At 39.6% G+C, this 14,975-nt stretch carries 18 protein-coding genes and 1 riboswitch; of the genes, 5 read left to right on the top strand and 13 right to left on the bottom strand.

Features of this window, described 5'->3' with window-relative positions:
* Window positions 1-42: 42 nt before the first annotated feature.
* Window positions 43-1,722 (bottom strand): hydantoinase B/oxoprolinase family protein, encoded by a 1,680-nt coding sequence (locus tag MHB42_RS07680; protein WP_340808556.1) that lies wholly within the window; start codon window positions 1,720-1,722, stop codon window positions 43-45.
* A 2-nt stretch (window positions 1,723-1,724) separates the two neighbouring features.
* Entirely contained in the window at window positions 1,725-3,761 is a 2,037-nt protein-coding gene (locus tag MHB42_RS07675; RefSeq protein ID WP_340805351.1) for a hydantoinase/oxoprolinase family protein, read from the bottom strand.
* Window positions 3,762-3,922: 161 nt separating this feature from the next.
* On the opposite strand from MHB42_RS07675, the gene MHB42_RS07670 reads away from it, so the two are divergent.
* Together MHB42_RS07670 and MHB42_RS07665 are read left to right on the top strand one after the other, a co-directional pair.
* Window positions 3,923-4,660 carry a hypothetical protein gene (locus MHB42_RS07670; protein ID WP_340805350.1) on the top strand — a complete coding sequence of 246 codons (738 nt, stop codon included), beginning with the start codon at window positions 3,923-3,925 and terminating at the stop codon, window positions 4,658-4,660.
* A gap of 156 nt (window positions 4,661-4,816) precedes the next feature.
* Entirely contained in the window at window positions 4,817-5,236 is a 420-nt protein-coding gene (locus MHB42_RS07665) for a DUF4830 domain-containing protein (RefSeq protein WP_340805349.1), read from the top strand.
* An 88-nt stretch (window positions 5,237-5,324) separates the two neighbouring features.
* Here MHB42_RS07665 and MHB42_RS07660 read toward each other — a convergent pair whose 3' ends face one another.
* The 4 genes from MHB42_RS07660 to MHB42_RS07645 form a co-directional block, all read right to left on the bottom strand.
* On the bottom strand, window positions 5,325-5,948 hold the full coding sequence (locus tag MHB42_RS07660) for a group-specific protein (protein WP_340805348.1): 624 nt from the start codon (window positions 5,946-5,948) through the stop codon (window positions 5,325-5,327).
* 175 nt (window positions 5,949-6,123) lie between these two features.
* Window positions 6,124-6,423 (bottom strand): cupin domain-containing protein, encoded by a 300-nt coding sequence (locus MHB42_RS07655; RefSeq protein WP_340805347.1) that lies wholly within the window; start codon window positions 6,421-6,423, stop codon window positions 6,124-6,126.
* A 51-nt stretch (window positions 6,424-6,474) separates the two neighbouring features.
* Window positions 6,475-6,924 carry a GNAT family N-acetyltransferase gene (locus MHB42_RS07650; RefSeq protein ID WP_340805346.1) on the bottom strand — a complete coding sequence of 150 codons (450 nt, stop codon included), beginning with the start codon at window positions 6,922-6,924 and terminating at the stop codon, window positions 6,475-6,477.
* 88 nt (window positions 6,925-7,012) lie between these two features.
* Window positions 7,013-8,692, bottom strand: a complete 1,680-nt coding sequence (locus tag MHB42_RS07645) for a formate--tetrahydrofolate ligase (RefSeq protein WP_340805345.1) — start codon at window positions 8,690-8,692, stop codon at window positions 7,013-7,015.
* Between the two features lie 185 nt (window positions 8,693-8,877).
* On the opposite strand from MHB42_RS07645, the gene MHB42_RS07640 reads away from it, so the two are divergent.
* Entirely contained in the window at window positions 8,878-9,078 is a 201-nt protein-coding gene (locus tag MHB42_RS07640) for a cold-shock protein (protein WP_340805344.1), read from the top strand.
* 153 nt (window positions 9,079-9,231) lie between these two features.
* On the opposite strand, the gene MHB42_RS07635 is transcribed toward MHB42_RS07640, so the two are convergent.
* The 3 genes from MHB42_RS07635 to MHB42_RS07625 all read right to left on the bottom strand — a co-directional run bounded on the left by MHB42_RS07635 (window position 9,232) and on the right by MHB42_RS07625 (window position 10,880).
* Entirely contained in the window at window positions 9,232-9,363 is a 132-nt protein-coding gene (locus tag MHB42_RS07635; protein WP_340805343.1) for a hypothetical protein, read from the bottom strand.
* A 292-nt stretch (window positions 9,364-9,655) separates the two neighbouring features.
* Window positions 9,656-10,120, bottom strand: coding sequence for a hypothetical protein (locus tag MHB42_RS07630; RefSeq protein WP_340805342.1), 465 nt, complete (start codon window positions 10,118-10,120; stop codon window positions 9,656-9,658).
* Window positions 10,098-10,880 (bottom strand): NRDE family protein, encoded by a 783-nt coding sequence (locus tag MHB42_RS07625; RefSeq protein WP_340805341.1) that lies wholly within the window; start codon window positions 10,878-10,880, stop codon window positions 10,098-10,100. Before MHB42_RS07625 ends, MHB42_RS07630 begins: the two co-directional genes overlap by 23 nt.
* A gap of 125 nt (window positions 10,881-11,005) precedes the next feature.
* On the opposite strand from MHB42_RS07625, the gene MHB42_RS07620 reads away from it, so the two are divergent.
* The gene (locus MHB42_RS07620; protein ID WP_340805340.1) at window positions 11,006-11,284 is read left to right on the top strand and encodes an amphi-Trp domain-containing protein; all 279 of its coding nucleotides are present in this window, start codon (window positions 11,006-11,008) and stop codon (window positions 11,282-11,284) included.
* Between the two features lie 50 nt (window positions 11,285-11,334).
* Here MHB42_RS07620 and MHB42_RS07615 read toward each other — a convergent pair whose 3' ends face one another.
* Entirely contained in the window at window positions 11,335-12,120 is a 786-nt protein-coding gene (locus MHB42_RS07615) for a VOC family protein (RefSeq protein ID WP_340805339.1), read from the bottom strand.
* Window positions 12,121-12,235: 115 nt separating this feature from the next.
* Between MHB42_RS07615 and MHB42_RS07610 the strand changes: the two genes are divergently transcribed.
* Window positions 12,236-12,721 (top strand): flavin reductase family protein, encoded by a 486-nt coding sequence (locus MHB42_RS07610; protein ID WP_340805338.1) that lies wholly within the window; start codon window positions 12,236-12,238, stop codon window positions 12,719-12,721.
* An 89-nt stretch (window positions 12,722-12,810) separates the two neighbouring features.
* Here MHB42_RS07610 and MHB42_RS07605 read toward each other — a convergent pair whose 3' ends face one another.
* The 3 genes from MHB42_RS07605 to MHB42_RS07595 all read right to left on the bottom strand — a co-directional run bounded on the left by MHB42_RS07605 (window position 12,811) and on the right by MHB42_RS07595 (window position 14,921).
* A complete protein-coding gene (locus tag MHB42_RS07605) occupies window positions 12,811-12,966 on the bottom strand; it encodes a YezD family protein (protein WP_340805337.1) in 156 nt (51 codons plus the stop codon).
* 59 nt (window positions 12,967-13,025) lie between these two features.
* A riboswitch (SAM riboswitch) is annotated at window positions 13,026-13,112 on the bottom strand.
* A gap of 180 nt (window positions 13,113-13,292) precedes the next feature.
* Window positions 13,293-13,973, bottom strand: a complete 681-nt coding sequence (locus MHB42_RS07600) for a phosphopantothenoylcysteine decarboxylase domain-containing protein (RefSeq protein WP_340805336.1) — start codon at window positions 13,971-13,973, stop codon at window positions 13,293-13,295.
* A 69-nt stretch (window positions 13,974-14,042) separates the two neighbouring features.
* Entirely contained in the window at window positions 14,043-14,921 is an 879-nt protein-coding gene (locus tag MHB42_RS07595) for a LysR family transcriptional regulator (RefSeq protein WP_340805335.1), read from the bottom strand.
* Window positions 14,922-14,975: the final 54 nt, after the last annotated feature.

Below are 14,975 nucleotides of genomic sequence, written 5' to 3'. Positions count from 1 at the left end.
TAAGCTTAGAAATACCGCTTCACTTGTAGTGGACTCCTTCTTTTAGCCATGGTGATAGCCATATTGCTGCTTTGCTACTTCTACTGAAATATATTCATTTAATATATCTCGCTCAATGGCTTCCTTGCTTCTTTCTAATGGATTGCCATAGCCACCACCTGTTGCTGTAACAAGCTCAATGCGATCACCCTTTTGCAATGCATAATTAGCAAGTACACCCACTGGTCCAACTTTCGTTCCATCTGCTTTATGAATCACTAAATAATTGTGGGAGCCCTCGCCACCACCATTTAAGCCGAATGGTGCAAATTGATGCCTACCTAAATTAACGGACACTCTTTGCCCATCATGATTCACCGTATACACACGACGTACACCTAAACCGCCTCTAAATTGCCCTACACCAGCGTCGTCACAGTTTAAGCTATATTCATCAATTTGAATACCGTATTTTGTTTCAGCAATTTCAACAGGAAGATTATATGTTTCACCATCTCCCATACAGTATTGACCACTTTGCCCATCCTCATCATTCGCTGCTCCCCAGCCACCAACAGATGGTTCAACAATTAAAAATGGTTCATGACTATCAGGGTTTTTCCCTGTTAAAATAAACGTACAAACTGACTGTAAATGACCAGCAGTAAGGCGATCAGGTAAATGCGGAGCAAGTGCCTTCCAAATTAAATCTGCTGCCCCGATGCGCGCCTCAAAGTTCATCGATACAGGGTGTGGGCGTTTAGCCGAAACAATGGAATTATCATCCGTTATAATGGTTAAACGTTTAAACACGCCTTCATTAATTACATCAATATCGCCAAGCAATGCTAGGAACATCACACGCACACTTGCCATTAAGCCGAATTGTGAGCAGTTCATCGGTACATGAACAGCAGGATGTGAGCCTCTAAAGTCACAAATAAACGCCTCATCACTAATTGTGACTTTCACTTTAATTGGATAAGGTCCACCCTTTAATGGATCGCCTTCAATAAAGTCCTCCGCATAAAATTCGCCTTTCGGTAAATGCTGCAGCTCAAGCTCTGCAATTTTTTCACCCTTGTCCAATAATTTTTGAATGGACAGCTTCACTGATGCAGCACCAAATTTCTGACAAAGCTCTGCGATGCGTTTCTCGCCTGTTTTTAAGGCGGCTACCTGTGCAAACATATCACCGATTGATAGCTCTGGTAAACGGACATTTGTCGCAATAATTTCATAGATTGCTTCATTTAGCTCACCTTGTTGATAAAGCTTAACACCCGGTAGCTGCAAACCTTCCTGATAAATTTCATTGGAATTACTTGTAAATGAGCCTGGGTCCATACCCCCTACCTCTGTCCAGTGTGCCTTATTAGCAGAATAAGCGATAATTTCGCCATTATAGAAAATTGGTAGCACTAAGCCAACGTCTGATAAATGCGAGCCACCTCCCACATATGGGTCATTAATAATAATGACATCGCCCTCACGTAGCTTGTTGCCATGATCAAATTTTTCAATAACACGCTGCACCATCGGGCTTAGCATCCCAATAAAGCTTGTTACACCATTGCCTTGGCTAATTAAATTGCCCTTTGCATCTGTTAAGCCACAGGCATAATCTAATACCTCATAAATAACGGGACTCATCGAAGAACGTGCAAGCGCAACAAACATTTCATCACCTATCGCTAGTAACGAATCCTGAATAATCTCTACTGCAAAAACATCTTTTTTCATCATTATTTCGCCTCCATCTCTACAATCAAATTGCCATACTTATCAATTTCAATTGATTGGTTTTCATCTATAACGACTGTAGATGTTGGATTTTCTACAATAGCAGGACCCGTAATAACATAGCCGGGCACTAGCTTTTGCTGGTCAAAGACATTGACCTCTACCCAGCCTGTTTCCTTCATATATAGGTTACGCTGTGCTTTGATACACGTTGACGCATCAATATGTGAGAAGTCAAGCTCCTTAAATTGCACAGCCTCATCCTTGCCATAAATCGTTATGTGTAAGTTCACTAATTCAATTGGCGTAGCTGGTAAATCAAAGGAAAACTCTTGCTTATGCTTAATATGGAAAGCTTGCACTAATTGCTCCAGATGCGCTTCATTTATTGTCGTTGTTGATGCATTTAATTTCACCGTGTGCTCTTGCCCTTTATAACGTAAATCATAATTGATCTCAAAATCATAATGCTCCTGAGTGAGCGGTGCATCTGCATAGGCATCGGCAATCGCTTGATCAATATTTTCTTGAATAGCTGCAAGCTGCTGATGATCAAAATTCATTAAGCTTGTTTGAATATAATCTTGTCGATATTCGGTCATCATCATACCTAATGCCGAAAAGACAGAGGAGCCATATGGAATAATGACCTTTTTCATGCCTAATTCTTTCGCTAAATAAATCGCATGTAATGGGCCGCCACCGCCAAAGGCAACCATTGTAAAATCTTCTGGATCATAGCCTTTACGAATGGAAATTAGCTTTAATGCGTTTAACATATTAGAGTTAGCAATATCTAAAATACCTTGTGCCGCTTCCTCTGCCGTTACATTAAACGGCTTGGCAATTGCTTCAGTGAGCGCTTCCTCCACTTTATCAATTGATGCTGGATGATCAAAATTTGCTAATGATAATCTCCCCAAATAAACATTGGCATCTGTAATGGTTGGCTGTGTATTACCTAAGCCATAAGCAACAGGGCCTGGGTTTGCGCCAGCAGAATCTGGACCTACTTTTAACGAGCCAAATTGATCGACGCGTGCAATGGAGCCACCGCCATTCCCAATTTCCACAATATCTACAACAGGCGTTTTAATCGGATAGCCCGCAAACTTTTCATTTCTTTCGATATAATAATCCGTTGTAACATTCACTTTGCTATCTGTAATTAGTGAGCATTTTGCTGTTGTGCCTCCAACATCAAAGGCAATAATATTTGGCTCATTAAGCAGCTCTCCTAATTTTGCTGCACCAAACATCCCCGCTACAGGGCCAGATTCTACAAGATTAATCGGTAATTCCATCGCCTTATCAAAGCTTGTTGTGCCACCATTCGATTGCATAATTTTTAAATGGTCTGTAATACCAATCGTGCCTAGCTTCTCTTGTAAGCTTTTTAAATACGCATGTGCAATGGGCTTTACATAAGAATTAAGGACTGTTGTGTTTGTTCTTTCATACTCTCGGTATTCTTTAATCGTTTCACTTGAAAGTGTGATATATACCTCAGGCCAAAGCTTTAAAATCGCTTCCTTTAGCTGTTGTTCATGAATTGGATTTTTATATCCATGAATCAATGAAATGGCAATCGCCTCTACACCCAATTCCTTAAATTGATGCACGATGTCACCGACTTCCTCGGTATTAAGCGCTTTCATAATATTTCCTTTATAATCAATGCGCTCATCAATTTCTTGTCGTAAATAACGCTCCACAAAAGGCTTTGGCTTTTTATATTTAAAATTATATAAATCTGGTCGATTACCACGAGCAATCTCTATGACGTCACGGAAGCCCTTTGTTGTTATTAACCCAACAACGCCACCTTTGCGTTCCGTTAAAGTATTAATAATGACCGTTGAGCCATGGATAAATGATTCAATTAACGAATCCTCTGTCACATGTCGCTCCAATACATTTAATATACCGTCCTCAAAATGACCCGGTGTCGTATGTCCCTTATCAAAATGAAGATTGCCCTGCTCATCTGTGTAAACAAGGTCTGTAAAAGTACCACCAATATCTGTTGCGATTTTCAAAATACCACCCCTCCATGTTTCTATTATCGGTACATTGTTTCCGATTTAGAATTAAATAAATTATAGTGAAAATAAAAAGAAAATTCAATATTTTTTCAATAAAAATTCATTTGACAATTGATGCTAGTAGTGGAAATCATAATAGCGGGAGGGATAGATAGATGAAAGGGAAAAAAATTGCAGATATTAGACTATTTGAAGAGCTCACGCACACAAAATCATTGCCTGCTTATATTGGTCACATCTATAAAGTAGCAAAGGATGCACATTTGATATGTGCACGATTTGCCCAAAAGCTTCGTGAAAGAGGTTTTATGACAGGCGATTTCGACCATGTCTATATCGTATTAACGCCATTACTGGAGGCGCAAGTGATTCAGCCATCCAATCGAGAAACTGAGCAGCGCATTCGCTATTATAATGTAGGTGCGGCGATTGATGCTTTTAATAGCCAAACAGCAAAGGAAAAAGAGGTCTATCTCTTACAGCTGATCGCCAATGTTTTACAGCAAATCGCTAGTACTGCACAGCAAGCAGGCTTAGTAGAAGATGTTTATCAGCTCCTGCTTCAATTAGGCAGTGAGATGGAAATCATTCATGTAACAAAGGAAACAAGCCAATATAAAGTGACCATTTCCTATCAAATTCAATCTTTACAGGAAAAATCAACAGCCATTATTGAATACCATGATTACAAGGAGCAGCTAACACGCAAAGCTGCATTTTTAGACTTGAATATGTATGAGGATATTTATTATTTAGTATCTTCTATTACAGTAAAGAATGGCGTGATCTATTTAAAGCCACGCACGTCACGGACGGCAAGCTATCATACGCAAGCCTATGCAACCCCTATCGCTATTCCTATTCACGATATCCCTCTACTAGAAATAAAGTGAGCAAGCTTATATACTAGTCGATTGAGTTGCTTTATCAATTCGCGACCCAATCATCCATGAATTGCCCGTTCATTTCGATGGTAGCGCCTTTATGGCAATACTTGCAGCATCTTTTGGACCTCTTCCTGTATACTGATTACAAAGGAGGAGGTACTTATGAAGAAGTTGATGAGTATGTTAAGTTTTACACTTATCCTAGTTGCCTGTACCAATGAAACTATTGATAAAGCACATCTTGCCTATATAGAAAATTTGGGGTGGACAATTAAATCATTTCATTCAAGTGAACAAATCATAATAGATGATATTCCGCCAGAAATTCTCAAAAGCGATAGAGCTGCTAATATTACTTTTATGGAGCAATATATCGGACAAGAATTGATGGTAACAAGTTATCACTTAACTGAAAAAGACCTTGAAAATACAAATTATAGAGCCTACATATACGAATATGAAGGGGAAATAGTTGGTGCTAAGGGCGTATCAAATGCCTATCCAGGTATATTCAATCTTGCGGATAAAAAGGGAGAGGAAGAGAGAAACAAAAAGCTACAGGAGAATAAGACAATGAACTAACTGATCCACATATCATACTAAAAATTCTCGCTCAAAAATGCACCAATAATCAATGTGACGAACATTGGCTATTAGCGCATTTTATTATTTAACAATGACCCTTTACATTCAAATCTTTCAATATATTTGCTACTATATTGCTTTTATTTACAAACAGCTCTTCAATTGGCAAAACATAGTGATATGGCATAACATTTTTATCAACGATCGTTTGTTTATCGTATAGGAGCATGATCGTTAATTGATTATTTGGTAAGATGAGGTTCTTCGATTTTATTGCTATTACTAACTCATCATAAATTCTGCTTCCTTCAGCTTCATAGACAATTTCCATAGCTCCCTTTCCAAAGAATATATTACCCCACCAAGATTGGAATAACTTTATACTCTCGGAAAAACCATATTCTCCATTTTCATTCCCTTCAAAAAGTTGTCTATATAATGGAGCATCCGATTCAAGAACGCCATTATAATCATAGTGAGGGCTTTGTATATTTTTTCTAATCACTTCATCCCAAATGCTTTTGAATTTAACTTGAAATTCATCTTGTTGTAATAGGCTCCATTTAGAACTGTCTATGGATGGGAAATGATTTGAACCATCTCTCTTGTTTAAAAAAACATTTTGAACAAATACTAAATAGTTTAAAGAATACGGTGAATCTACTTTTAAAAGAAGGTTATTATTTTCGAATTCATTTATATGAAACATTCATTAACGATTCCTTTCTTCCTTAAATTTGAAAACCCCCTAATAACACCTCCACACGCATAAAGCATTAAAATTAGCCACTATTCATGTTTATTTTTTCTATGCCTCTCCCTTCTATCTAACAGAAAATAACAAAAAAAGCTCTGATTTGCAATAATCAGAACTTTTCCATTCCTTATTTTTTCAAGCGTATAACGATAAGCTCGCAATCCTCTAGCGCTTCAAGGCTATGCTTTTCGTTTGGCTCAAGCAGTAATAGTGCATTGGCATCAAGCGTTGTGAGTTGTCCTTCCACCTGAAACTTCACGCACCCTTTGCGGCAAACAATTATTACCTCACCAGGTGCTGAATGCTCTGCCACCGATTCACCTGCTCTTAATTGAATAGTCATCATATCATAGCCCGCACCAACGGCAACCTTGCCTGCATGCTTCCTCTTATTTTGTAAAAGCTGCTCTACTTGAATATGTTGCATCTCCAACGCCTCCCTTTATTTAATATGACTATAAATACATCTCTATCCCTATCATACCATTGTTTTTTCCATCGTTATATTCGGCACCATAACGTCTATTTCTTCCGCAATAATAGAATAGCCAAGCTTTGTATAGAGGCGAATATTGTTATCCTCGCTTTTGCGTACCTTGCAGCTAACACGCTTAAAATTGTGAGCATTCGCATAGTGTTCAATAAAATGAACTAATTGTGTAGCGATACCTTGCCCTTGCTCAGCAGGTAGCACAGCTAAGCGGGAAAAATAGACGGTATCTATTTCTAGCTTGCATTTTACAACGGCTATTACAACAGCCTGCTTTATGACACTAAAAACAATGATGCCTTCATCAAGCTCCTGCTGGATAGAGAGTGCCGTTTCCTTTAAAGCACTAGAGGGGACAGGATCACTGTCATAACGCTGAAATGCCGCATGGATAATGCGGATTATATCTGCTGGATTTTTACATCGCTGAATTTGCATAGCACCATCCCCTTTTCGCATATTTATACATTTTATATTAATAAAAGATAGGATTTCAAATGAATATTGGAAATCCTATCTCTCTCATTTAAAACAGCCCTACCGCATGCCCTTCGTTATCAACATTCATGCGTAAAGCGGCTGGTGTTTTTGGTAAGCCAGGCATTGTCATAATATCGCCTGTTAGACAAACTAAGAAGCCAGCACCTAGCTTTGGAATCACTTCGCGAATCGTGACTGTAAAGCCTTCTGGACGTCCAAGTAAAGTTGGCTGGTCAGATAAGGAATATTGTGTTTTTGCCATACAAATCGGCAAAGAATCCCAGCCAAATTTTTCAATTTGTGCAATTTGCTTTTTTGCTTGGTCTGTAAATTGGACATCTTTCCCACCATACACTTTTTGCACAATGCTACGAACTTTTTCTTCAATAGATTCTGTTACCTCATATAAAGGTGAGAAGTTATTTTCATCCTCCAGTACGGCTAGCACTTGCTCCGCTAATGCAATACCGCCTTTTCCACCCTCTTCCCAGACATTTGTACGAGCAATACGCACATTTTTCTTCTGACACCAGCTTAGGACAGCCGCTAGCTCAGCCTCTGTATCTGTAATAAAGCGGTTTAATGCAATAATCGGTTCGACACCAAATGTACGAATTGTTTCAACATGCTTTTCAAGGTTGGCAATTCCTTGTAGAAGTGCCTCTACATTTTCATCGACAAGTGCTGTTTTCGCGACACCACCATGCATTTTTAATGCACGGATCGTTGCAACAATTACAACAGCACTTGGCTTAAAGCCTGCTTTACGCGCTTTAATATTCATAAATTTTTCAGCACCTAAATCCGAGCCAAAGCCCGCTTCTGTTACAACAATATCAGCTAGCTTACGTGCTGTTTGTGTAGCCATAATAGAATTACAGCCATGAGCAATATTCGCAAACGGACCGCCATGAATAATAGCAGACGTCCCTTCTAATGTTTGCACAAGATTTGGCTTAAAGGCATCCTTTAATAATAATGTAAGTGCTCCCTCTACTTGTAAATCACGCACAAAGACAGGCTCACGCAAAAATGTATAGCCAATAACAATACTTGCTAAACGCTCGCGTAAATCATCAATGCTTGTTGCTAAACAGAACACAGCCATAATTTCAGAGGCGACGGTAATATCAAAGCCATCCTCACGCGGCATTCCTTGCACGGGGCCACCTAAGCCAATCACTACTTTTCTCAGTGCACGATCATTGATATCTAGCACACGCTTCCAAATAATACGTCGTGGATCAATGTTTAATGCATTGCCTTGGTGGATATGATTATCAATAAAAGCAGCTAATGCATTATTGGCTGTTGTAATCGCATGAAGGTCACCAGTGAAATGTAAATTAATATCTTCCATTGGTACAACCTGTGCGTAGCCACCGCCAGTTGCACCACCTTTTACACCCATTACTGGACCAAGAGATGGCTCACGTAACGCGACCATTACTTTCTTATTCAATTGGTGAAGCGCATCTGCAAGCCCTACAGTAACGGTTGACTTTCCTTCACCTGCTGGGGTTGGACTAATGGCTGACACTAATACAACCTTTGCATCCTCGCCTTGGGCTGTAATTTTTAATGGGTCAATCTTCGCTTTATAGCGCCCATACTGTTCAAGGGCATCCGCTGGAATACCCGCAGCATCAGCAATTTCCGTAATTGGTTTCATCACTGCTTGACTAGCGATTTCTAAATCTGTTAATGGTTGATTTTTCGTTGTCATTTGGCATCCTACTTTCTATGTTGTTCATTTCCATTATAGTCTTTATGATGAAAAAAAAGAAAGCAGTTATACTAGCATTTCGGCAATCAATTGACAACTTTGTTTAATTCATGTATGTTCTAAGAGAAAATGCAATTTTTTCATATTTTCTTTTTACATTCAAGCGCATTGGAGGCGAATGGCTTATGCAACAAGGAATCGTAAAGTGGTTCAATAATGAAAAAGGTTACGGATTTATTGAATGTGACAATGGAGAAGATGTATTTGTACATTTTACGGGCATACAAGAGGAAGGCTTCCGTACACTTGAAGAAGGGCAAAAAGTATCGTTTGATGTAGTGGAAGGCAACCGTGGCCCACAGGCATCAAATGTCATAAAGATATAAAATGAAACTTCAATCAGTGAAGCTTTTGCACATCTCTCACTGATTGGACGTTTCACCAACCGTTGTTTTTACAGGCTATTCATACAGGTTCAATAAAAAATGGATTGGAAAGTGCTATCGCTTTTCCAATCCATTTTTTTGCAATAGCCAGCCCTACTGCTTTTGTAGTATCCAATAATATAACTCCACCTCTGTACCAAATGCCTGTCCAATATGTATGCTACATGCGTGCTTAACCTCGATTGGCTCATTTTTCAAATAGCCTTCTAGCTTTTGCTGAATCATATATTTTTCTTCCTCAGCATTTCGTGGTTGCGCCTTTTCTCGAAAGTTTGCTAACCCTCTATTGATACCATCAGCATATTTTACAAATTGCTTCTGTTTAGAATCAATCTTATCCTTTCAGGCGTGTTGATTAACCTTTATTTTACAGAGAATCGCTTAGAATTCGTTGATTTCTGTTACAGGTGGACGCTTTCTGCGGGTGCGGCTTCAACTCATTTATTTCGGCAAATGCCGAAATAAATGGATTTTCAGCTCGCACTTTTTCCGCTAGAGTCGCCACCTTTCACGCCAATCAACGAGAGAATGCTTTAGACAAAGCGTTTTCCTTCTCACAACACGCAAATGAATAGCCAATATTTAGATCATCAACACGCTTGTTATCCTTTAAATGTGTTGCAATCATAACGATAAATGTATTGGTAGCTATTGTTGTATATTTACCATTTTTAGTCATATCATTTTTAATTTTTCGCAAATAATCTCGCTTAAAATGTGCATCATGAACAATATCTGACGTATATAGACTTGTTATTTCAATAATATTTTCTACCATAGTTGGGTGGGCAGTGGATAATTGCGCTAAGTCGATTCGTTTATATTCCCTACACCAACTTTTATCAAGCCTATATAAGTATAGCGCCATTTGATCTCTGATAAAGCTTTCATTTTTACCCGTTAATGATATGTAGGCTAATTCGTTCTGTCTATATTTAGTTGGAAGCTGTTGAATAGCTTTATTTATTGTAGCAATCATCATTGTTCCCCTCTTTTGTCACCTTCAATCGTACATCTCCAGTCCATTCGCCATGCTCAAAGCTTCGCTCTATTATATCCCAGCCTGCTTGATGCAGCCTCACAACGGTTGAGGCTCGTGTACCATAGCCATCCATATGAATAAAAATAGAGGAAAGCTGTTGCTCTAATGCAAGCGGGATACCTGTTGCTGGTAAATCTTTCGTGGCTGCCTTTGTTGGATCTGTTAAAATCGCTAACAATGCTTCTTCCGCTGTTGTTGTTTGAAGCGTTTCAGCAAAAGCTGCCTTTAGACGCTCTACTTTAGGCCATGGCGTATTGAGGGTTGCATTCGATACACAATGAATACCCGGTGGAATAATTGTTTGCACATTATGTACATTATTATAATGCACAAGCTCCGTTCCATCATAGAGCAGTACGTTTAATCCTCCATATAAATAACGCTCCTGCTGTAGCTGACCAGCAAAATCCTGTGCGCTTACAGAGCTATTCATAAATGCAATAGGAACGGCTCCTCTCGATTTTTCACCGACAATTGGCAGCTGTGGATCGCGATAATTGGTGACTGCTGCAAACCGCCCATTATTACTCACAGCTAGCCATGTACCCATTTTCTCTAAATCTCGACCAGCCCAAATATGCGGCATATCCTGCCAATTATGCATGCGCTCAGTTGGTCTTGCATAAAATTCATCACGATTTGCCGCAATCAGTAAAGGATGCTGTGGATGCACCTGATAGCCAATGGCAATAATACACATAGCGCGCCCTCCTATTCTTTATATTGAACATAGTATAGAGCACACAAGAAACAAGTGCAATGCAAATGGTAGCGCTAACATTTTATGCTATAATAGAGGTAACAATACAAGAGGGAGGGATTTCGATGCAAAAGCAAATGAAGCCGATGACGGAGGTTGTTCTAAAGCATAAGGAACGGCAAAGCGTTCTCGAATTTGCAACAATGCTTGAAGCAATTGCTCAAAAGCTAAAGGAAAACGGTGAATTTACATTTGTGCAAGGCACAGAGCAAACTATTGTTAGCCCTACAGAACCACTTAAAATCGAATACTCCTATACAAAAAAGGGCGACAAGCATTCATTTGAAATTGAATTTGATTGGTACACAGGCACACAAGCACCAAAGAAAATGACGATTGAATAATTGAAAAACTACGGCAAGGGACATTCTACACTCCCCTTGCCGTAGCTTTTCTAGCGATTAATCCAATAAAAAGCACCTGGACAAACCAATGTTTCTTTTACGCGATACGGGTCTTTTAATTGCACACCAAATGGGCCTTGCTTTAAAGGTGTAAGGGTTATAGCTGTGGCAACTGCCTCATCATAAAAATCCAAGCGTATATTTGGTAGCTGTAAGGATACATATTGCTCGTGCTGTTCAGGCTTTGGCAATTGCAATGCCTTCTGCCAAAGCTCAACGGTTGCCTGTACATCCTTTACTGCAAACAGCACCGCCTCCATTGTAATGCTTTGCTGTGGATGAAGCGCACCACTTGCCTGCAATTGTGACAAGCGCTCCTTATCATCCTCCGCCCATTCAATGAAAAACGGAAAATCAATGGCATGGTCAGGCTTACCAAAATGCAGCAGCTTCCACTCTACAACAGAGCCGTCTGGTCTTGTACGACTACAAGCCTCAGGTCCATACACATCAAAGCCTAATGCACGCAAGCGTTGTCCCTCTGCCTCTATATTTGTTGTGCGCAAGGCAATTCGTGAAAACCCTTGGCGCTCCTCGTCCTGTTTAAACGTATAATGTAGCGTGTAGGGGTTTAATGCTGCCCGCTCAAATAAATCACGATCATATACCGCAATTTGCTCAATATAGCTTAAGCCAAAATAGCTTAATGTATTATAAGTCCCCCACATCGTATGCTGACCACCGTTTACTGTATGGATATTTCGTTTGTTGAAGAAAACCTTTATATTTTCTGGTGATTCCACTTGCTGAACCAAATGATCGAAATATAAAGTCATGGTCATTCCCCTTTCTTTCCCGATTACCTTTACCTATATGTCGGATTCGTTTAAAATTTATGCAAGACAATGATAGCTATTTAACTTCATTGACAATAATAACGAGGTGATTTGAATGACAGATCAAGTAACTGCTTTTAAATTAGCACTAGGTAATTACCCTACAGGCGTAACGGTTGTTACTACATGCCATGACACACAACCGATTGGCTTAACCGTTAACTCCTTTGCATCTGTTTCGATTGACCCGCTCCTTATTTTATGGTCACTCGATAAAAAATCTCAGCTCCATGCTTATTTTACAGCAGCGCCAACATTTGCGGTCAACATTTTAGCGAGTGATCAGGAGCATTTATGTACATTATTTGCCAGCAAAGTGCCAGATCGTTTTGCTCAGGCAAAGTGGTCTATGTCCTCCTTTGACCTACCGATTTTACATGATACAGCAGCCATTTTACAATGTAAAACATATCAACAGATTGATGCTGGCGACCATACTATTTTTATTGGGCAGGTGCTAGATATTACAAATTCACCAAAAGAGCCTTTACTGTATCATCGCCGTCATATTGGTGAGATTCCAAAAAGCTTTTATCGTTAAGCATTCCACAAAAAAAGGGCCACTTGTAAGCATAGGACATCCTTTATGCTTAGTTGTGGCCTTATGACATCGTTCGACTGAAATGATCATTATTTCTTCTGTGGAAATCTCTGTTTTTCGAGCCTATTAATTTGCACAATTACACCATCCTGAATCGTAATATGCACTTCACCATATTCAAGATTTTGAATAGCCTTCGCGATAGCCTCTAACTTCTTATCATCTACTTTTACCGACTGTGCCATATAATACACCCCTTCTTTTTCTTGATTCCGTTACAAAAGAGTTCAATTGATGGATAGCCCCTTTATCTCTTAGATACTATTGGCATCTATTCTATTAGTTGCCGAGGCTTCATTGGGCCAAGTCCCTCCGCCTCTCTTGATAAGAGCCCTGCTTACTTGGAAATAATTCTATAATTGTGCTATACAATTGTCAATATAAAATATTAGAAAACCTAGTCGAATACTTTGTAATGTGTTATTTATCTCGATTCCTTCTAGCATTGTATGCAGGCAATTACGCATTTAGCGCCACCTAACGATAAAAAAACTGTGCAGAAGTATCCCCTCTACACAGTTTCTTGTTGTAAGCATGCTATCAATGCTTGCGCTGTTTGTTCTTTGCCCATTACCTTAATTGGCTGCCCCTCTGCTGGTACAATCCAATGAGGCTCATCTCCGCCATATAATGATTGAGAGCTATTTGCCACCATAAATTGTGCCTGTGCTGTGTCCATACGCAATCTTGCACGCGCAAGTAAAAATGCCTCATCATCTGTTGCTTCCAGCTTAAAGCCTACTAATGTGACATTTGGTTGCCAGCCCTTTATTTGCCCTAATATTTTTGGTGCTTTTTTAAAATGAATAATAGGTGGCTCATCGGAAGGCATTTTCCCTGCCTCCTCCATTAAGTTGCCTGATTGGTCATATACTTTATCAATGACCCAATCAGAGCCAGCCGCTGCCATAATGACAATATCCACCTGCTGCTTCTGCACAGCATATCGAATTTTATCGCCTAAGTCCTCAATGCCCTCAAATTTAATCGTTTGCATTTTGCTATGATTAACTGGTAGCTGTGCAAAATAGCCATGCATATAGATAACATGCGCACCAGCTGCAAGTGCTGCCTCTGCCAAATAACAGCCCATTGTTCCCTTCGATAAATTTGTGTGCCCCCGTACACGATCCCATTTTTCAAGCGTTCCCCCACTTGTAATGAGTACGGTTTTCCCTTGTAATGTCCCCATACACTCACCTATTTTCTACAATATCTAACAACCTTTATTCTAGCGTAATGCAAGGATATGCTTCAAGAGCTACAGCACGCTGTTTTGCTCCTTTAACCAAGCACTTAAAATTTCCGCAAATTTCTTCGTTACAGGAGAGGCATGGTGTTTCATCGCAATACCAATTGTCCGATAGCCACCCTGCTTTAACGGTATAGCCTTTAACGTTGGCGGTAAATTATGAATAACAAGCTGCGGTAAAATACTAATCCCAAGATGGTGAGAAATCATGGAGAGAATCCCAACCTCCTCTGATAGCTCAAAGCGAATATTTGGTTTTACCTGATAATGCTCTAACAAAACCTTTACATCATTTGTTCCCTTATAGGAGGTCATAATAAAGGGCATATCTTCCAAATCCGCAATATCAATCTCTGTTTTATCATAAAGAGGGCTTTTATCCGAAACAATGCACAGCAAAGGGTCCTGCTGCAATTCGGTAAATTGATATTGCGTTGATTTTTGCCCATTTAAAAATCCCGCTTCAATTTCACCACTTAGTAGCCATTGCTCGATTTCATAATAATCGCCCTCACGCAATTCCACCTGTATCCCCGGAAACTGATTATCCATAATACGAATAATTTCTGGCATCCAATTCGATGAGATACTTGAAATCACGCCAAGTCGTACCTTGCCTCGTGTCACGCCAAGAATATGCGCAGCCTCCTGCTGCAATAGCTCCTGCGCATCCAAAACCTGACGCATCGCCCTTAGCATGGTCTGCCCCTCACTTGTTAAGGTTACACCCGCACGACTGCGATGAATCAATGCAAAGCCAAATTCTTTTTCCAAGCTTGATACCGCATGGCTTACAGCAGATTGTGTTAAGCCAAGCGCATCTGCTGCTTTTGTAAAGCTTGCTACCTCTGCCACCTTTGATAAAATCTCATATTTGACTAAGCTCATGAATTACCTCTTTACTTACATGAAAATTTTTAATCCTATTCATTATAAACATTC

It is taken from the genome of Lysinibacillus sp. FSL K6-0232 (genome assembly GCF_038008325.1).
Classification (GTDB): domain Bacteria; phylum Bacillota; class Bacilli; order Bacillales_A; family Planococcaceae; genus Lysinibacillus.
The sequence above is the reverse complement of the archived record's forward strand: the minus strand, read 5'-3'. Positions and strand labels throughout refer to the sequence as shown.